The 19,581-nt window shown below is 70.4% G+C and carries 13 protein-coding genes; 12 read left to right on the top strand and 1 reads right to left on the bottom strand.

Features of this window, described 5'->3' with window-relative positions:
• Positions 1 to 20: 20 nt before the first annotated feature.
• From prmB to JR064_RS01800, 12 genes are all read left to right on the top strand, one after another.
• The gene (gene prmB / locus JR064_RS01855; protein ID WP_206228602.1) at positions 21 to 947 is read left to right on the top strand and encodes a 50S ribosomal protein L3 N(5)-glutamine methyltransferase; all 927 of its coding nucleotides are present in this window, start codon (positions 21 to 23) and stop codon (positions 945 to 947) included.
• 10 nt (positions 948 to 957) lie between these two features.
• The gene (gene aroC, locus JR064_RS01850) at positions 958 to 2,061 is read left to right on the top strand and encodes a chorismate synthase (protein WP_206228601.1); all 1,104 of its coding nucleotides are present in this window, start codon (positions 958 to 960) and stop codon (positions 2,059 to 2,061) included.
• Complete coding sequence (locus JR064_RS01845) at positions 2,054 to 3,094, top strand: 2-hydroxyacid dehydrogenase (protein ID WP_206228600.1); 1,041 nt, start codon at positions 2,054 to 2,056, stop codon at positions 3,092 to 3,094. The genes aroC and JR064_RS01845 overlap by 8 nt, the downstream gene beginning before the upstream one ends.
• Before the next feature lie 100 nt (positions 3,095 to 3,194).
• The gene (locus tag JR064_RS01840; RefSeq protein ID WP_179563830.1) at positions 3,195 to 4,220 is read left to right on the top strand and encodes an aspartate-semialdehyde dehydrogenase; all 1,026 of its coding nucleotides are present in this window, start codon (positions 3,195 to 3,197) and stop codon (positions 4,218 to 4,220) included.
• Between the two features lie 424 nt (positions 4,221 to 4,644).
• Positions 4,645 to 6,648 carry a motility hub landmark protein FimV gene (locus JR064_RS01835; RefSeq protein ID WP_206228599.1) on the top strand — a complete coding sequence of 668 codons (2,004 nt, stop codon included), beginning with the start codon at positions 4,645 to 4,647 and terminating at the stop codon, positions 6,646 to 6,648.
• Between the two features lie 71 nt (positions 6,649 to 6,719).
• Positions 6,720 to 7,493, top strand: a complete 774-nt coding sequence (gene truA / locus JR064_RS01830) for a tRNA pseudouridine(38-40) synthase TruA (protein ID WP_206228598.1) — start codon at positions 6,720 to 6,722, stop codon at positions 7,491 to 7,493.
• Positions 7,490 to 8,152, top strand: a complete 663-nt coding sequence (locus JR064_RS01825; RefSeq protein ID WP_179563833.1) for a phosphoribosylanthranilate isomerase — start codon at positions 7,490 to 7,492, stop codon at positions 8,150 to 8,152. Before truA ends, JR064_RS01825 begins: the two co-directional genes overlap by 4 nt.
• A gap of 276 nt (positions 8,153 to 8,428) precedes the next feature.
• Positions 8,429 to 9,124: an OB-fold-containig protein gene (locus JR064_RS01820; protein ID WP_206228597.1), complete on the top strand. Its 696-nt coding sequence runs from the start codon at positions 8,429 to 8,431 to the stop codon at positions 9,122 to 9,124.
• A complete protein-coding gene (locus JR064_RS01815; RefSeq protein ID WP_206228596.1) occupies positions 9,121 to 11,109 on the top strand; it encodes a flotillin family protein in 1,989 nt (662 codons plus the stop codon). The genes JR064_RS01820 and JR064_RS01815 overlap by 4 nt, the downstream gene beginning before the upstream one ends.
• A gap of 128 nt (positions 11,110 to 11,237) precedes the next feature.
• Positions 11,238 to 16,583 carry a DNA repair ATPase gene (locus JR064_RS01810; protein WP_206228595.1) on the top strand — a complete coding sequence of 1,782 codons (5,346 nt, stop codon included), beginning with the start codon at positions 11,238 to 11,240 and terminating at the stop codon, positions 16,581 to 16,583.
• Positions 16,580 to 17,308, top strand: coding sequence for a hypothetical protein (locus JR064_RS01805; protein ID WP_338123851.1), 729 nt, complete (start codon positions 16,580 to 16,582; stop codon positions 17,306 to 17,308). Before JR064_RS01810 ends, JR064_RS01805 begins: the two co-directional genes overlap by 4 nt.
• A 47-nt stretch (positions 17,309 to 17,355) precedes the next feature.
• On the top strand, positions 17,356 to 18,453 hold the full coding sequence (locus JR064_RS01800; protein ID WP_206228594.1) for a toxic anion resistance protein: 1,098 nt from the start codon (positions 17,356 to 17,358) through the stop codon (positions 18,451 to 18,453).
• Positions 18,454 to 18,633: 180 nt separating this feature from the next.
• Here JR064_RS01800 and JR064_RS01795 read toward each other — a convergent pair whose 3' ends face one another.
• Complete coding sequence (locus tag JR064_RS01795) at positions 18,634 to 19,536, bottom strand: LysR family transcriptional regulator (protein ID WP_206228593.1); 903 nt, start codon at positions 19,534 to 19,536, stop codon at positions 18,634 to 18,636.
• Between the last annotated feature and the right edge of the window lie 45 nt (positions 19,537 to 19,581).

Below are 19,581 nucleotides of genomic sequence, written 5' to 3'. Positions count from 1 at the left end.
GAATTGCCTTGCCTGTTGCCATGACTGCCGACGCGGCCGCCGAACTCCACACGATCATCGACCTGATCCGCTACGGCACCAGCCGTTTCAATGCCGCCGAACTGAGCTTCGGCCACAGCTACGACAACGCCCTGGACGAAGCCACGCAACTGGTGCTGCACGCGCTGCACCTGCCGCACGATCTGGGCCCGGCCTACGGCGGCGCGCGCGTCACCACGCCGGAAAAGGCGCAGGTGCTGGCGCTGTTTGAGCGCCGCATCGCCGAGCGCATCCCCGCCGCCTACCTGACCGGCGAGGCCTGGTTCGCCGGGCTCAGCTTCAAGAGCGACGCGCGCGCGCTGGTGCCGCGCTCGCCGATCGCCGAGCTGATCGAGGCCGGCTTCGAGCCGTGGCTGGCCGGGCGCGAGGTCAACCGCGCGCTCGACCTGTGCACCGGCTCGGGCTGCATCGCCATCGCGATGGGCCACTACAACCCGAACTGGCAGGTGGACGCGGTCGACATCAGCGACGACGCGCTGGCCCTGGCCGCGGAGAACAAGGCGCGGCTGCTGGCCGACAACGTCGAGCTGGTCAAGTCCGACCTGTTCGCCGGGCTGGGCGGGCGCCGCTACGAACTGATCGTCACCAATCCGCCCTACGTCACCCATGCCGAGACCGACGCGCTGCCGCCCGAATACGCGCACGAGCCGGAACTGGGCCTGCGCGCCGGCGACGACGGCCTGGACCTGGCGCTGAAGATCCTGCGCGACGCGCCGGCGCACCTGAGCGAGGACGGCCTGCTGATCTGCGAAGTCGGCGAATCCGAGCGCGCGCTGGTGCAGCTGCTGCCGGAAGTCGAGTTTGCCTGGGTCGAGTTCAAGGTCGGGCAGATGGGCATCTTCGCGGTGGAAACCAGCGAACTGGTCGCGCACCACGCGCGCATCGCCGACCTGGCCGCGAGCCGGTGAGCCGGCGGCCATGAGCGCGAACAGCTTCGGCACCCTGCTGACCGTCACCACCTTCGGCGAATCGCACGGGCCGGCGATCGGCTGCGTGATCGACGGCTGCCCGCCGGGACTGGAGCTGGACGCGGCCGAATTCGCCCACGACCTGCAGCGCCGCGCCACCGGCAAGAGCCGCCACACCTCGGCGCGGCGCGAGGCCGACGAAGTGGAGATCCTGTCCGGGGTCTACGAGGGCCGCACCACCGGCACCCCGATCGGCCTGCTGATCCGCAACACCGACCAGCGCAGCAAGGACTACACCGACATCGCCCGCCAGTTCCGTCCGGGCCATGCCGACTACAGCTACTGGCAGAAGTACGGCATCCGCGATCCGCGCGGCGGCGGCCGCTCCTCGGCGCGCGAGACCACGATGCGCGTGGCCGCCGGCGTCGTCGCCAAGAAGTGGCTGGCGCAGCGTTACGGCGTGCGCGTGCGCGGCTACCTGTCGCAGCTCGGGCCGGTCGTGCCGCAGGGCTTCGCCTGGGATGCGGTGGAGGACAACGCGTTCTTCTGGCCGCATGCGGCGCAGGTGCCGGAGCTGGAAAGTTACATGGACGCGCTGCGCAAGTCCGGCGATTCGATCGGCGCCAAGGTCACCGTGGTCGCCGACGGCGTGCCGCCGGGCTGGGGCGAGCCGATCTACGGCAAGCTGGACGGCGAACTGGCCGCGGCGCTGATGAGCATCAATGCGGTCAAGGGCGTGGAGATCGGCGACGGCTTCGCCGTGGTGGCGCAGAAGGGCACCGAGCACCGCGACCTGATCGCGCCGGATGGCTTCCAGTCCAACCATGCCGGCGGCGTGCTCGGCGGCATCGCCACCGGCCAGCCGATCGTCGCCTCGCTGGCGTTCAAGCCCACCTCCAGCCTGCGCCTGCCCGGCGCCACGGTGGACGTGGACGGGCAGGCGGTGGACGTCATCACCACCGGCCGCCACGACCCCTGCGTCGGCATCCGCGCCACCCCGATCGCCGAGGCGATGATGGCGCTGGTGCTGATGGACCAGGCGCTGCGCCACCGCGCGCAGTGCGGCGACGTCGGCAGCGTCGCCCCGCGCATCCCCGGCGGTGGCGATGGCTGAGTCGCGGCCACGGGTGTGGGTCAGCCAACCGCTGTTCGACGATGTCGTCGCACGGCTCGGCGAACATTGCGCGCTGACCACCACCGCGGACGTGACCAAGTACTCGCAGCAAGACCTGGCCGCGGCGCTGGCGCCGCTGGACGGCGCGCTGGTGACCCTCAACGAGCGTATCGGCGCGGCCGAGATCGCTGCCGCGCCGCGGCTGCGCGCCATCGCCAACGTCGGCGTCGGCTACAACAATCTCGATCTGGACGCGCTCAGCGCGGCCGGCATCGTCGCCAGCAACACGCCGGACGTGCTCACCGAAACCACCGCCGACCTCGGTTTCGCGCTGCTGATGGCCGCCGCGCGGCGCATCACCGAATCCGAGCGCTGGCTGCGCGAGGGGCAGTGGCAGCAATGGTCGTTCCAGACCATGCTCGGCGCCGACGTGCACGGCAGCACCCTGGGCATCCTCGGCATGGGCCGCATCGGCCAGGCCATCGCGCGCCGCGCCGCGGGCTTCTCGATGCGCGTGCTGTACCACAACCGCAGCCGCCTGCCGGCCGAGGTGGAGCGTGCGCACGCCGCCGAGTACGTCGGCTTCGACGCACTGCTGGCGCGCGCCGATCACCTGCTGTTGGTGCTGCCGTATTCGACGCAGTCGCACCACATCCTGGATGCCGCCGCGCTGGCGCGGATGAAGCCGGGCGCCACGCTGGTGAACATCGCCCGCGGCGGCCTGGTCGACGAACTGGCGCTGGCCGATGCGCTCGCGCACGGGCGCCTGGCCGCGGCCGGGCTGGACGTGTACGAGGGCGAGCCGGCGGTGCGCCCGGAGCTGCTGGCGCTGCGTAACGTGGTGCTGACCCCGCATATCGGCAGCGCCAGCGCCGCGACCCGCCGCGCGATGGTGGCGCTGGCGGTGGACAACCTGCTGGCCGCGCTGGGCTTCGGTGCCGACGCCGGGCGTCCGCCGAATGCGTTGAACCTGGATGCGATCGCCGCTGGCGCCGGCAATGGCGACGGCAGCATCGCGAGCAAAAAACGATAGGGAACCTCCGGCGACCTGAGCGGCGCGCTCGGGAGGTTCCCCGAATCCAGCTGGCAGTGCGGCTGTTCCCCCTTTCTCCTACCCGATCGAACAATCTCCCATGAGCAACGAATCCCGTCGTTTCAACGTCGCCGTCGTCGGCGCCACCGGCGCTGTCGGCGAAACCATGCTGGCCATCCTCGCCGAGCGCGACTTCCCCATCGCCACGCTGTACCCGCTGGCCTCCGAGCGCTCCGCCGGCGGCCAGATCGAGTTCAAGGGCCAGAAGGTCACCGTGCTCGACCTGGCCACCTTCGATCCGACCGGCGTGGACATCGCGCTGTTCTCCGCCGGTGGCGGCATCTCCAAGGAATACGCGCCGAAGTTCGCCGCCGCCGGCGCGGTGGTGATCGACAACTCCTCGTCGTTCCGCTACGACGACGACGTGCCGCTGGTGGTGTCGGAAGTGAACCCGGAGGCGCTGAAGCAGCGCCCGCGCGGCATCATCGCCAACCCCAACTGCTCGACCATGCAGATGCTGGTGGCGCTGGCGCCGCTGCACCGCGAATACAACATCGAGCGCATCAACGTGGCCACCTACCAGTCGGTGTCCGGCGGCGGCCGTTCGGGCATGGAGGAACTGGGCAAGCAGACCGCGCAGTTGCTGGCGTTCCAGGACATCGAGCCGAAGAAGTTCCAGGTGCAGATCGCCTTCAACCTGATCCCGCACATCGACGACTTCCTCGAGAACGGCTTCACCAAGGAAGAGATGAAGCTGGTCTGGGAGACGCGCAAGATCCTCGGCGACGACAACATCCAGGTGAACCCGACCGCGGTGCGCGTGCCGGTGTTCTACGGCCACTCCGAAGCGGTCGCGATCGAGACCACGCGCAAGGTCAGCGCCGAGCAGGCGCGCGCGCTGCTGGCCGCGTCGCCGGGCGTGGAAGTCGTCGACGAGCGCAAGGCCGGCGGCTATCCGACCCCGGTCACCCACGCCTCGGGCAACGACGCGGTCTACGTCGGCCGCATCCGCGAGGACATCTCGCATCCGCGCGGCCTGAACCTGTGGATCGTCTCCGACAACATCCGCAAGGGCGCCGCGCTCAATGCGGTGCAGCTGGCCGAGCTGGTGGCGCAGGAAGGCTGAGCGATATCTCCCCTCTCCCCTCGGGAGAGGGGACGGGGATGAGGGTGCGGCGCGAAGCCCTCGCACTGTTTCGATCCCATGAGGCTTCGCCCGTACCCTCATCCGCCCCTTCGGGGCACCTTCTCCCGATGGGAGAAGGAAGGGCTGCCCGAGCGTGCAACACAACAAGCGAAGCCAAGACGCCCCTCTCCCCTCGGGAGAGGGGCCGGGGGTGAGGGTACGGGGCGAAGCCCTCGCGCTGTTCGATCCCACGAGGCTTCGCCCGTACCCTCATCCGCCCCTTCGGGGCACCTTCTCCCGATGGGAGAAGGGGGTAAGGCCGCGCGAACCTGTGCAGGCTCCGTCGCACGGCCGCGTAGACGAACGCCACAATGCGAAGGGCAACGGCTATATTGCACGCCATGACACCAAGGGCAGGGGCGTGATGCGCCTACAACCACGCTTCTTCCGCCGCCGCCATGGCGGCGACGGCATTTCCATTGCGCTCGCTCCGAGCCGCGGCTGGCGTGCGGCGTGCGCGCTGCTGTTGCTGGCCTGCAGCCAGGCCGCGCTGGCGCTGGGGCTGGGCGACATCCGCGTCCTGTCCAAACCCGGGCAGCCGTTCCTGGCCGAGATCCCGGTGATCTCCAACGAACCGGGCGAACTGGAAAACGCACGCGTCGCGCTGGCCTCGCCGGCCACCTTCGCCCGGGTCGGGCTGGAGCGCCCGGACGGCCTGGTCGGCAACCTGCAGTTCCGCTTCGCGCAGACCAACCAGGGCCGCGCGGTGATCCGCGTCAGCAGCCAGATGCCGGTGGAGGTGCCGTCGCTGAGCTTCCTGATCGAAGTCGATTGGGGCCAGGGCCGGTTGATCCGCGAATATTCGGCCTTGCTCGACGCGCCCAACACCGCCGCGGCGATCGACGCGCCGGCGATCGATGCCCCGGCCGCCGCCGCGCCGTCCGACCGCATCGTCCGCAGCGAGCCGTTGCCGGCGCCGGCAACGGCTCCGGCGCCGGTCGCCCCCACACCGCCGCCCGCGGTGTCGGCCGCACCCGCCGCGCCGGTGCGCAGCGCCCCGGCGCCCACCGCGGCGCGCGGCGATGCGCTGGCGCCGGTGCAGCGCGGGCAGACCCTGTCGCAGATCGCCGGGCAGCTGGCGCGCGGCAGCGGCCATTCGCTGGACCAGACCATGGTCGCGCTGCTGCGCGCCAACCCGGATGCGTTCATCCGCGGCAACGTCAACCTGCTCAAGCAGGGCGTGGTGTTGCGCACGCCGCGCCAGGAAGAGCTGGCCAGCATCGATGCCGCTGCGGCCACCGCCATCGTCCGCGAACAGGCCGCGCAATGGCGCCAGGCGCGCGCGCCGGTGCCGCAACCGGCACAGGCGCAGCAGGCCGCTGCGGTTGCGCCGGCCGCCGCCAAGCCCGCCGCCGCGACCGCGGCGACGTCGGGCGCACGCCTGGAAATCGCGCCGGCGGTGCCGGCGCAGCGCGACAACGCAGGAACCAAGTCCGGCACCGGTGCCGGCGACGAGGGAGACATGGTGGCGACTCAACAATTGCAGCAGGCGCGCGAAGATCTCGCGGCACGCGATGCCGAGGTCCAGGAGCTGCGCTCGCGGGTCGAACAGCTGGAAAAGCTCAAGGCCCAGCAGCAGCAACTGATCGCGCTGAAGGACAGCGACCTGGCCGCGGCGCAGAAGCGCCTGGCGCAATCCGGGCAGACCCAGGCACAGGCGCAACCGGCGCCGGCCGCGGCCTCCGGCGGCTGGCCGCTGTGGCTGTGGGGCGGATTGGCGCTGCTGGTGCTGGGCATCGGCGCGCTGCTGTTGTCGCGCCGGCGCAAGCCGTCGCCGTTGCCGCCGCTGCCGCGGCACGGCTACGACGCGGCGGAACTGGCCGCGGCGGTGCCGGTGGTGGCGCATCGCGAGGTGGACGCACCGGACCTGCCGCCGCTGGACGAACACGAGCGCGAAGTGGCCGAGGACGCGGCCGACGAAGACCGGGCCTACCAGGACCACGCATTCGAGCGCGAGCTGGCCGCGCAGGCGCAGCATCACGCCGACGCCGACGTTGCGCCTGCCGCGGAGCATCCGCAGTTCGCGCTACGGCCCGACGCCGAGATCGCGCCGGCGCCGCAGGCGCCGCTCGATGCCGACGAACCATGGCGGCAGCCGCCGGTGCTGGCGCCGACGCCGGTCGCGCCGGTGCTTGCGGAACGCCAGGAGCCGACCTGGCACCAGGGCGATCTGCCTGCCGCCGCCGAGCCGAGCGTCGAACCGGCGCCCGCGTATCCGCCGATCGGCCGCGAGCGCCTGGAACTGGCCGTGGCCTACATGGACCTGGGCGACAACGAAACCGCGCGGACCCTGCTGAGCGAAGTGGCGGCCGGCGGCGATCCGGCGGCGCGTGCCGAAGCCCAGCAGCTGCTGGCCCGCTTGAGCTGATGCGCGCGTGCCGCAGCGCAGCGCCGTGGCCGCTGCAGCCCGCAGTGCGCGTTGTGACGGAGTAGGGCGCGATGCGTTATGCGCTGGGCGTGGAATACGACGGCAGCGAGTTCCAGGGCTGGCAACAGCTGGGCGAATCCGGCGGGCCGAGCGTGCAGGCGACGCTGCAGGCGGCGCTGTCGTCAGTGGCCGATACGCCGGTGAGCGTGGTCTGCGCCGGGCGCACCGACGCCGGCGTGCACGGCGAATGCCAGGTCGTGCATTTCGATTGCGATGCGCCGCGCGCGCCGCGCGGCTGGATGCTCGGCGCCACCGCGCGCTTGCCGGCGTCGGTGTGCGTGCGCTGGTGCGTGCCGGCCGCGGACGATTTCCACGCGCGCTTCTCGGCGCGCGCGCGGCGCTACCGCTACCGCCTGCTCAACCGCCAGGTACGCCCGGCGCTGTACCGGCAGACGTTGAGCTGGGAGCGGCGGCCGCTGCAGGCCGAGGCGATGCATGCCGCCGCGCAGGCGTTGCTGGGCGAGCAGGATTTCAGCGCGTTCCGCAGCATCCAGTGCCAGGCGCTGCATGCGCGGCGCGAGCTGCAGGCGATCGCGGTGACCCGGATCGGCGAGGTCGTCGAGGTCCAGGTCCAGGCCAATGCATTCCTTCATCACATGGTGCGCAATATCGTAGGCTCCTTAATCATGGTAGGAACGGGCGAGAAGCCGGTTTCCTGGATCGGCGAACTGCTTGCCGGGCGCGACCGCAGCGTCGCCGGCCCGACGGCGCCGCCGCAGGGACTGGTCTTCGTCGGTCCTCTCTACCCCGATATCTGGAAGCTACCGGCCGAGGTCACCCTATGAATCGAACCCTGTATCGCACCCGCATCAAGTTCTGCGGCATGACCCGTGCCGGCGACATCCGCCTGGCGGGCGAACTTGGGGTGGATTCGGTGGGATTCGTGTTCGCCCACGGCAGCCCGCGGCGGGTGGCGCCGGCCGAAGCCCGCGCGATGCGCCAGGCCGCCTCGCCGATGGTCGACGTGGTCGCGCTGTTCCGCGACAACCCCAAGGACGAGGTGCGCGAAGTGCTGCGCACGGTGCGGCCGACCCTGCTGCAGTTCCATGGCGACGAGGACGACGGCTTCTGCCGCGGTTTCAACCTGCCGTACCTGAAAGCGGTACCGATGGGCGGCAGCGACATCAACGCGCGCACCCTGCAGTTGCAGTACCCGAACGCGGCGGGCTTCCTGTTCGACAGCCACGCCCCGGGCGAGAGCGGCGGTTCCGGCAAGACCTTCGACTGGACGCGCCTGCCCACCGGCCTGCACCGGCCGTTCCTGCTCGCCGGCGGCATCACCTCCGACAACGTGTTCGACGCGATCATCGCCACCTTGCCGTGGGGCGTGGACGTGTCCAGCGGCATCGAGAGCCAGCCGGGCATCAAGGACGGGCACAAGATGCGCAAGTTCGTCGAGGAAGTGCGCCGCGCCGATTGCCACGAGTTGAACACCAACTGCTAGAGCGGACTGCGCCGCCACGCCAGGTCGCCAAGGCCGCGTACGCAGCAGTATGGCTGCGCAATCGACCGCTCCGCGCGCCGCCAGATCCAGACGCGCCACCGCCATGGCGCTTGCGCCGCGCTGGGTGCAGTCACGCCTTTATCGTATGATCCGGGCCAGGGGTCGGTCGGCAATGCCGCGCCGCGCGTGATGCGCGTTGCCGGCCGATGAGGATGAAGCGACAGCGTACGCGCCCGATGGCGGTGTGCGCTGCCCGCACAGGGATGGATAGAGGGAATGGCCGAGTTCTTGAGCGTCGCACTGGGGTTTCCCACGCTGCCGTACAGCATTTTGCTGGGATTCTCGGCGATCTACTGGCTGCTGGCCGCGACCGGCATTGCCGATCACCACCTCGCCGACGGGCATCTGCATCTGCATGTGGACGGCGCGCACGGCGCCGAGCACGGCCTGCATGGCATTTCCGGCATCTTCGCGCGGCTCGGCCTGGGCGGCGCGCCGCTGATGCTGGTCGTGGCCCTGCTGGCGTTCTGGGCCTGGACCGGCACCTATTTCGCGCATCTGTTCCTGCTGCAGGCGTTGCCGGACGGGGTGCGCTGGGGCCTGGGCAGCGTGGTCGCGCTGTTGGCGCTGGTGCCGGCGGTGCCGCTGACCTCGTGGATGCTGCGGCCGCTGCGCCGGCTGCTGCTGAAGCTGCGTCCGGTCGCGCAGCAGTCGCTGCTCGGCAAGGTCGGGGTGATCGCCTCGCCGCGCGCCGATGCCGGCAGCGGCTACGCCAATGTCGACGACGGCGGCGCCGGACTGGTGCTGCAGGTGCGCGCGCCGGCCGGCAGCCACTACCTGCGCGGCGAGCGTGTCGTGCTGGTCGACTACGTGCATGCGCACAACCATTACCTGGTGGCCCGCGAGCAGGATCAGCCGGGTTCGCCGTTACCCCATAGCCTGATTGCGGGCGATAAGGAGATCCACCGATGAGTTTTGCGACGATGGCGCCGTTTCTGATCGGCGTCGGCATCCTGCTGGTGCTGCTGCTGGGACTGGCCGGCCTGTTCAAGGCGTTCTACCGCAAGGTGGACCAGGGCGTGGCGTTGATCGTCAACGACATGAGTTCGACGCCGAAGGTGCATTTCACCGGCGCGCTGATCGTGCCGGTGCTGTACCGCGCCGAGCTGATGCGGATCAGCCTGATCACCCTGCAGGTCGATCGCCGCGGCAAGGAAGGCCTGATCTGCCGCGACAACATGCGCGCCGACATCGCCGTCGCGTTCTATCTGCGGGTCAACGAGACCCAGGCCGACGTGCTGCGCGTGGCCAAGGCGATCGGCGCCGACCGCGCTTCGGACAAGCATGCGGTCGACGAACTGTTCAACGCCAAGTTCTCCGAGGCGCTGAAGACGGTCGGCAAGAAGTTCCACTTCACCGAACTGTTCGAGAAGCGCCAGGAATTCCGCGACGAGATCATCGCGGTGATCGGCAACGACCTCAACGGCTACGTGCTCGAGGACGTGGCGATCGACTATCTGGAGCAGACCCCCAAGTCGCTGCTGGATCCGCACAACATCCTCGACGCCGAGGGCATCCGCAAGATCACCGAGCTGACCGCCACCCAGAACGTGGTGACCAACGAGCTGGAGCAGAACGAGAAGCTGGCGATCACCAAGAAGAACGTGGAAGCGCGCGAGGCGCTGCTGGCGCTGGAGCGGCAGCAGGCCGAGGCCGAGGCGCGGCAGAAGCGCGAGGTCGACACGATCCGCGCGCGCGAGCAGGCCGAGACGCTGAAGGTGCAGGAAGAACAGCGCCAGCTGTCGGAGAACGCGCGCATCGAGGCGCAGCAGCTGATCGACATCCGCGAGCAGAACCGCCTGCGCGAGGTCGAGGTCGCCGAGCAGAACCGCCAGCGCGCGGTCGCCATCGAGGTCGAGCGGGTGGCGCGCGCGCGCCAGCTGGAGCAGGTCACCACCGATCGCGAGGTGCAGCTGCAGGGCGTGGAGCGCGACAAGGTGGTCGAGAACGGCAAGATGGACGTGGCCAACATCACCCGCGAGCGCATCGCCATCGACAAGACCGTGGCCCAGGAAGAGGAGCGGATCAAGGAAGTGCGCGAAGTCGCCGAGGCCGACCGGCACAAGCAGGTGACGATCCTGGAAGCCGAGGCCAAGGCGCAGGAACAGCTGGTGCGCCAGGTCAAGGAAGCGCAGGCGCGCGAGACCGCGGCCAAGCACCGCGCGGTCGAACTCACCACCCTGGCCCAGGCCGAGCACGAGGCCGCAGGCAAGCAGGCCGAAGCCAAGAAACTGCTCGCCGACGGCATGCGTGCCGAAAAGGCCGCGCCCGGCCTGGCCGACGCGCAGGTCAAGGAAGCCTCGGCGCTGGCGATCGAGAAGGTGGGCATCGCCGAGGCGCGGGTGATCGAGGCCAAGGCCGACGCCAGCCTCAAGCAGGGCAGCAACGATGCGCGCGTGCTGGCCGAGACGCTGCAGGCCAAGGCGCAGGGCGAGGAGCAGATGGGCAAGGCCAAGGCCAGCGCGGCCGAGTCGATCGGCATGGCCGAGGCGGCGGTGGTGGAGAAGCGCCTGTTCGCCGAAGCCGACGGCCTGACCCGCAAGTTCGAGGCGATCGGTGCGCTCAGCGACACCGCGCGCGGCCACGAAGAGTTCCGCATGATGCTCGACAACAGCCTCAAGCAGGCGCTGGCCTCGATCGAAGCCGGCAAGGAAGTGTCCAAGGAAAACGCCGAGGTCATCGCCAGTGCGTTGCGCAATGCCGATATCGACCTGGTCGGCGGCGACGGCGGCATGTTCGAGAACCTGATCAAGGCGGTCTCACTCGGCAAGTCGATCGAAGGCCTGGCCGACAAGAGCCCGATCGTGCAGGACCTGATGCAGCGCTACCTGGGCGTGGAGCGCCACAAGCCGGTGGCCGCCGATGCGGCTGGCGCGCTGCCCGTTGCGCAGCCGTGATCCTGGAGCTGGGCTGATCCGCGCGCGCGGATCGGCCCGCCGGCGGCCGCGTGCCGCCGGACCCCGTTGAGAAGCCGGCGCGCGGCGACGCGCGCCGGCCGTATGCAAGCCGGCAGGAGCCGTTGACGATGGCAGCAACCCAATCCCCGACCGATCCGCAGCCCGAGGGCGCCAATCCGTCCCAGGTCGACCAGGCCGTCGCCCAGGGCGGCGCCTACGACGTGCTGCGCCGGCGCCTGGTCGAGCAGGGCGCGCGCCTGCACGAAGCGGTCGAGGCGCTCAACGCGCAGCGGCTGCAGGAATTCGGCGACAGCCGGCTCGAGGTGGTCGGGCGCTTCCGCATCCGCACCGAGAACAATTGCGTCGGCCGCGACATCGTGCAGGTCGGCCAGGACATGCTGCTGTTCGGCTACAACGTGTTCCTCGGGCTCAAGAACCAGACCCGGATCGAGGACGTGTTCGGCCTGTACCGGCTGGTCGAGGGCGCCGACGGCTACGACGTCAGCCCGATCGACCTGGCCGGCAGTTTCCTCGGCCAGCCCGGCTTCGTGCACGATTTCGGCGAGCTGTACGCCTACTACAAGCACGCGCGGCTGCTGCAGCTGATCGTCATCGGCGGCAAGCTGCTGGCGTCGTTCCAGATCGGCGAGCGCAGCGCCGACGTGCGCGTGTTCCGTTGGGCGATCGACAGCGCCGGCGAGCTGAGCTACATCGACGCGCGCGGCGAGCGCGACATCGCGCTGCCGCCGCCGTTCGATTTCGAATGGACCCGCGCCACCCGCGAGATGGCGGTGAACGGCCGCCACTCGCACCTGAACATCCTCGACACCCTGTTCGTGGAAACCATCGGCGGCGACCTGACCATCAAGGTCGAGAACAACACCGAGACCGGGCAGGGCATCTACAGCGAGCCGGTCGAGGACAAGACCCAGTCGCTGGACGATGCGCAGTTCGATTTCGCGCGGGTCGGCACGCTGGTCCTGCTCAAGGTGCTGCCGTACCGCGAGACGCAATGGCGCGGGCTGATCTACAACACGCTCAGCGGCCGCATCGTGCGCAACGACGCCATCGTGCAGGCCTGCGTGCAGCTGCCCGAGGACCACGGCATCATCTTCCCCGGCGGCTATTACCTGCAGAACGGCGACCACAAGGCGTTCGACGCGGCGATGGACGGCATGCAGTTCAAGCGCGCGATCCGCTCGCCCAACGGCGAGGACGTGCTGTACATCTTCTACGAGCGCGAATGCGGCAAGTCGGCGCTGTTCGTCTACAACACCATTCGCCGCGCGCTGCAGAACCCGGTGTTCGGCCACGGCTATGCGCTGCTGCAGGACGGGCGCATGGTGCTGTTCCATGCCGAAGGCACCGAACCGACCCGGATCCATCCGATGCAGGTCTGGCAGACCCCGTTCAGCAGCGACGAATTCGCCGCCAGGCGCGCGCCGGGGAACAGCTTCCTCGGCCGCATCGGCAACGCCGAACTGGTGCGCGGCATCTCCAACCTGTTCGGGCTGGCGCGCGCGATCGAGCACGACGAGGTCTCGGTGCAGCGTTACGAATTGCTGGTCGAGGACGCGCGGCGCCTGTTCGACGCCCACCACTGGCTGGACGACGCGCATTGCGGCGGTCTCGGCGGCGTGCTGCGCGGCATCAGCGCCACAGGCGAAGCGGTGCTGGACGAATACGAGAAGGTGCTGTCGATCCGCCAGCAGTCCGAGCAGGCGATGGCCGACGCCGTCGCCGCGCACAAGGCGCTGCTGGCGCGGTTGCAGCCGGAGAACTGGACCGGCATCCAGGAATTCGTCGAGCCGCTCAATGCCATCGCCGCCCAGCGCGGGCATCTGTTGACGATCCGCGAATACCGTTACATCGATACCGCGGCGATCGATGCGATGGGCGCGGCGCTGCAGCAGGCGCACGAGACGGTCGGTGCGGCCACCGGCCGCTTCCTCGGCAGCGAGACCGCGCTGGCGCCGTTGAACGCGCGCCTGGCCGAACTGGACGCGGCGGCGCAAGCGGCGGTCACCGCGCGCGCGCTGTCCGAGCAGTTGCAGGCGATGCAGGCGCTGTCGAACGACCTGGATCTGCTCTCCGAGCTGATGGCCGGGCTCAAGGTCGACGACGCCACCGAACGTACCCGCGTGGTCGAAACCTTGTCCGAAGTCTATGCGCGGCTCAACCAGGCGCGTGCGCGCGCCCAGCAGCGGCGCAAGACCCTGGGCTCGGCCGAGACCGTGGCCCAGTTCGCGGCGCAGTTCGCGCTGTTCGGCCAGGCCATCACCAGCGCGCTGTCCCTGTCCACCGATCCCGAGCGCGCCGACGAGCAGCTGTCGCGGCTGCTGCTGCAGCTGGAGGAACTGGAGAGCCAGTTCGGCGAGCACGAGCAGTTCCTCGGCGACATCCTCAGCAAGCGCGAGGAGCTGATCGAGGCCTTCGACACCCACAAGCAGGCCCTGCTCGACGAGCGCCAGCGCAAGGCGCGCTCGCTGCTCGATGCCGCCACGCGCATCCTCGACGGGCTGCCCAGGCGCACCGAACGCTTCGCCACGGCGGACGAACTCAACGCCTTCTTCGCCGGCGATCCGCTGATCCTCAAGCTGCGCGAACTGGCCGAACGCCTGCGCGGCTACCGCGACAGCGTCAAGGCCGACGATGTCGAGGCGCGCCTGAAGGGCGTGCGCGACCAGGCGGTACGCGCCTTGCGCGACCGCAGCGAGCTGTTCGAGTCCGGCGGCAACGTGGTCCGGCTCGGCCCGCGGCACCGCTTCAGCGTCAACACCCAGGCGCTGGATCTGACCCTGTTGCCGCGCGAGGACGGACTGGCCCTGCACCTCACCGGCACCGACTATCTGGAGCCGCTGCACGACGCCGCGCTCGACGCGACGCGCGCCTACTGGCAGGTGACGCTGGATTCGGAATCGCCGGACCTGTACCGCGGCGAATACCTGGCCGGCAGCCTGCTGGAATCCGCGCTGGCCGGCCGCGACGGACTCGACCTGCCTGGCCTGCTGCAACAGGCGGCCACGCCCGACGCGCTGGCCCGCAGCGTGCGCGATTTCGCCGCGCCGCGCTATCGCGAAGGCTACGAGCGCGGCATCCACGACCACGACGCCACGCGCATTCTGCAGGCGCTGCTGCCGCTGCATCAGGCGGCCGGCACGCTGGTGCATGCGCCGGCCGCGCGCGCGCTGGCGATGGCGTTCTGGGCCGAGCGCCAGCGCGACGACGCGGTCGCGGCGTGGGTCGCGCGCCAGGCCGGCGCCGATGCGATCTTCCGCCTGTTCGGCGCAGACGAGGGCCGCCAGGCGCTGCAGGCCGAGATGCAGCAGGCGTTGCAGCGGTTCCTCGACGACAGCCTGCTGCCGTTCGACGCCGGCCACGCCGCCGCCGCGGCTGCCTACCTGGCCGCCGAGCTGGCGCTGGGCGAGCCGACCTTCCCGCTCAGCCGCCATGCGCGCGAACTGCTCGACGCCTTGCATGCGCGGCTGGGCGAGGCCGGCCTGCGCGAGGAGTTCGAGCGCTCGCTGGAGCGCGTGCGCGGCCAGCTCGCCGCCGGCTGGGCCCTGGCCAGCCACTGGCTGCAGGGCCTATGCCAGGATCCGCGCTTCGTCGCCTATTCCGGCTACGTGCCGGAAGCGGTGGCGATCGTGCTGCTGGCGTCGCGGCTGCGCAGCCAGCACAGCGAGGTGCTGCTGATGACCACGGTGGATGGCCTGCTCGGCGAACATCCGCGCATCGAGGGCGGCCGCCTGACCATCGCCATCGACGATTTCCTGGCGCGCCTGCACCGCCACGAACAGACGTTCGTGCCGGGCTTCCGCCACTACCAGTCCTTGCGCCAACAGGTCATCGTGCGCGAACGCGAGCAGCTGCGCCTGTCCGAGTTCAAGGCGCGGCCGCTGTCCTCGTTCGTGCGCAACAAGCTGATCAACGAGGTCTATCTTGGCGTGATCGGCGACAACCTGGCCAAGCAGATGGGCACCGTCGGCGAGAACAAGCGCAGCGACCTGATGGGCCTGTTGCTGATGATCTCGCCGCCGGGCTACGGCAAGACCACGCTGATGGAATACGTGGCCAGCCGCCTCGGCCTGGTCTTCATGAAGATCAACGGTCCGGCGCTGGGGCATGCGGTGCGCTCGCTGGATCCGGCGCAGGCGCCGGACGCCACCGCGCGGCAGGAACTGCTCAAGCTCAACCTGGCGCTGGAGATGGGCAACAACACCATGCTGTATGTCGACGACATCCAGCACACCAATCCGGAATTCCTGCAGAAGTTCATTTCGCTGTGCGACGGCACCCGCCGCATCGAGGGCGTGTGGAAGGGGCGCACCCGCACCTACGACATGCGCGGCAAGAAGTTCTGCGTGGTGATGGCCGGCAATCCGTACACCGAGTCCGGCGAGGTGTTCAAGATTCCGGACATGCTCGCCAACCGCGCCGACGTCTACAACCTGGGCGACGTGCTCGGCGGCATGGAGGACGCGTTCGTGCTCAGCTACATCGAGAACAGCCTGACCTCCAATCCGGTGCTGGCGCCGCTGGCCACCCGCGAGCTGGCCGATCTGTACCTGCTGGTCGAGCGCGCGCGCGGCAAGGAGATGTCCACCAATGCCCTGAGCCACGCCTACAGCGGCGCGGAGATCAACGAGATCGTCGCCACCCTGCAGCGCATGCTGCGCGTGCGCGACGTGGTCTACCGGGTCAACCAGCAGTACATCGCCAGCGCCGCGCAGGACGATCGCTACCGCAGCGAGCCGCCGTTCCGGCTGCAGGGCAGCTACCGCAACATGAACAAGCTGGCGGAGAAGATCTCGCCGGTGATGAACGAGGCCGAGCTGCAGCAGCTGATCTCCGACCACTACCTGGGCGAGGCGCAATTGCTGACCAGCGGCGCCGAGGAAAACCTGCTCAAGCTGGCCGAACTGCGCGGCACGATGGGGGCCGAGGAGCTGGCGCGCTGGGAGCAGATCAAGCGCGATTTCCTGCGCAACAAGGCGATGGGCGCGGACGAGGCCGACGTCGGCGGACGCATGGTGGCGCAGCTGGCCGATATCGCCAGCGGCCTGCAGGTGCTGCGCGCCGAACCGGCATCGGCGCAGCAGCGCTGGGAGCAGATGCTGGCGCTGCTGCAGCAGGTGCTGGCCGAGCGTGAGCGTGCGCCGGCGGCACCAGCCGTTTCCGAACCCAGTTCGGCGCCGCCGCCTGTTGCTCCAGCCACACCGGAACTGCAGCCCTTGCTGGACGCGTTGGCGCGCTCGCACGAGGGCCACGCCCAGGCCGGGCAGGCGCTGGCGGGCCTGGCCGAGGCGGTCCGCGCCTATCTGCGCGAGCCGGCGACGCCGTCCGCGGTCGCGCCGCGCGAGCGCCGTCCGCGCACGCTGGCCGAACGCCAACTCGACGAAGCGCTGGCGCGGCATTTCTACGGCGAAGCCGGGGCCGCGCGCGGCGACGATCCGGAGCCCGGCCCGGCGTGAGCGCGGACATCGTCCCGGCGCTGCCGCAGCCGCCTGCCTCGCCGCTGGAGATGGGCGACGCACAGGCTGCGGCAGGCTACGCGGCGCCGTTGCTGGAGGCCGTCGGCCAGGCGCTGGCGCAGCGTGACACGACCCCCGATAGCGGCGCTGCGCTGGTCCGCGAGCTGGAGCACATCCAGCAGGCGCTGCAGGCGCGCGATCCGCACCGCATCCGCCGCGCCAGCGGCGTGCTCGGGCGCCTGCTCGGACGCGACCTGGAAGCGCAGGCCGAGGCCGAGACCCTGAGTTCGCAGATGGGCGTGGTGCTGCTGCGCGCCGACCAGCAGGCGCTCGGACTGCAGCAGCGTCTCGATGACCATGGCGCGATGGCGGCCGCTGCGGATGCCGGCGTCGCCGCGCTCGAACGCTGGATCGCCGCGGCCGCCGCAGGTGCGGCGGCGGCCAGTGCTGCGCAGCTGACCGAAGCCTGGAGCCGGCGTCTCGATCACCTGCAGCGCGTCGCCGCCGCCTGGCAACTGGAGGCCGCGCAGTGGCGCCTGCTGCAACAGCAGGGCAACGAGCTGCTGCAGCGCTATCGGCATATCCGCGAGGTGCTGCTGCCGGCATGGCGCCAGGCCGAGTCGGCGGTGCAGGCGGCGCATGGCGCGGCCCACGCCACCCGCGCCGCGCAGGCGCAGCAGCGCATCCTGGCCGAAGTCCAGGCGATGCGGGCTAGACTGCGCTGAGCCTGCGCCCGAGCCGCCGCGTCCCGCTATCGAAGGAGAGAAGCACGATGACCCAGGAAAATCCGCTGCTGCCGCAGGCTGCGCCGGCCACGCCCGACGCGGCCGAGCTCAAGGCCCTGGGCCTGGTGGCCGACGACCGCGAGCAGATCGTCGCCCTGGCGCAGGGGCTGCGCGACCTGGCCCCGGGCAGCCTGCACCTGTTCGGCAGCGAGGTCGCCGCGCATACCGCCGCGTTTTCCAGCCAGTTGCTGGACCAGGTGCGCAACCGCGATCTCGAAGCCACCGGCGACAAGCTCGGCGAGGTGGTGCGGATCGCCCGCGCGCTGAAGCTGGACCAGCTCGGCGAACGCTCGCGGGTGCCGCTGATCGGCGGCCTGATCGACCGGCTGCGCGCCTCCAAGGGCGAGCTGGTGCAGAAGTTCAGCGACACCAACCGCCAGATCGAGCAGTTGCTGCGCGATGTCGGCGCGCAGCAGGCGAATCTGAGCCAGCGCGTGGGCGAGTTCGACCGCATGCACCAGATGGTGCAGGCCGAACGCCGCGAGCTGGGCCTGCACGTGGCTGCCGGCAAGCTGCGGCTGGCCGAATTGCAGCAGCAGCATCTGGCGCTGGCGGGGCAGGACGATCCGCAGGCGCGCGGCCAGCGCGCCGAGATCGACACCGCCATCCGCCTGCTCGACAAGCGCGTCGGCGACCTGCAGGTGATGCAGCATGCGGCCGACCAGGCGCTGCCGATGATCCGCCTGATCCAGGCCAACGCATTGCAGTTGATCGAGAAGTTCAACACGGTGCGCGACATCACCATCCCGTCGTGGAAGCGCCAGTTCGCGATCCAGCTGTCGCTGAGCGAGCAGCAGAACGCCGCGGCCCTGTCCAACGCCATCGACGACGCCACCAACGACATCATGCGGCGCAACGCAGAACTGATGCGGCAGACCTCGGTGGACACCGCGCGCGCCAACCAGCGCGCGGTGATCGACATGGACACGCTGCGCCACGTGCACGAGCAACTGATCGCCACGGTGGAAGAGGTGCGCGAGATCCACCGCGACGGCATGCAGCAACGGCGTGCGGCCGAGGTCGAACTGGCGCGGTTGCGCGACGAGCTGCAGCAGCGCCTGGCGGCGCCGACCCCGGCCGGCTGAGGCGCTAGCGTCGGCCGCGCACAGCGGCCGATGTCTTTCGCCAGCCGGCGAGCCCCTGTAGGAGCGGCTTCAGCCGCGACAGACATCCGAAAACGCGTCGCTCGCTAGGCCGTCGCGGCTTCGCGTTTCCGGTAGCGTCTCCGCAACGCGGGCCGCCGGCAACCAGGCGAAAGAAAGCGCTTAGCCGCCGCACAGCCGCAACTCGCCAGCCAGCCAGCGCGCCAATGCCTGCACCCGCGGGTCCTGCGTTTCCCGGCGCGTGCACAGCGCCCACTCGCCGCCGGTCTCGGCGAAGCCCCACGGCGCCAGCAGGCGTCCGTTGGCCAGGTCGTCGGCGACCAGCGGCTGCGGCGCGATCGCCACGCCGATGCCGGCCAGCGCCGCTTCGAGCAGGTAGTACAGGTGTTCGAAACCGGTGCCGTAGCGCAGCGCCGCAGGGTCCACGCCATGCGCCTGCGCCCAGGACGGCCACGCCTGCGGGCGCGAGGCGGTGTGCAGCAGCGGTTGCTGCAGCAGCGCCGAGGGCGGGCCGGCCGCCAGCGTCTGCGCCTGCGGCAGCGCCGGGCTGAGCACCGGGCCGATCCGCTCCGGCGCCAGCACGTACACCTGCCAGCTCTCCGGCCATGGCGCCTGGCCGAGCAGCAGCGCCGCGTCCAGCCCGTCCAGGTCGGCGCCGAACTCGCCTTCGTGCGCGGACAGATGCAGGGTCAGCGCGGGCAGGTCGCGCTGCAGCGCCTGCAGTCGCGGAATCATCCAGCGCGCCAGGATGCTGCCCGGGCAGCCGAGCACCAGGGCGCTGGGCCGTGCCGGCCGGCGCAGTTCCGCCACCGCGTCCTGCAACTGGGCGAAGGCGCCGCCGGCCGCGTCGCGCAGCCGCTCGCCGGCCGCGGTCGGGCGGATGCCGCGGCCCTCGCGCTGCAGCAGCGCCAGCCCCAGTTCCTCCTCCAGCAGCCGGATCTGGCGGCTGACCGCGCCGTGGGTGACGTGCAGTTCGGCCGCCGCGCCGCCGACGCTGCGCAGCCGCGCGGCGGCCTCGAACGCGCGCAGGGCGTTCAGCGAAGGCAGGCGGCGCAGATTGGACATGTGAGATTTCCTGACGGGTATGCTCAGACTTTATCGGTTTTTGCC

Origin of the sequence: Xanthomonas bonasiae (assembly GCF_017163705.1) — a bacterium.
Lineage (GTDB): Bacteria > Pseudomonadota > Gammaproteobacteria > Xanthomonadales > Xanthomonadaceae > Xanthomonas_A > Xanthomonas_A bonasiae.
This window is presented reverse-complemented; position numbering and strand designations above follow the sequence as displayed.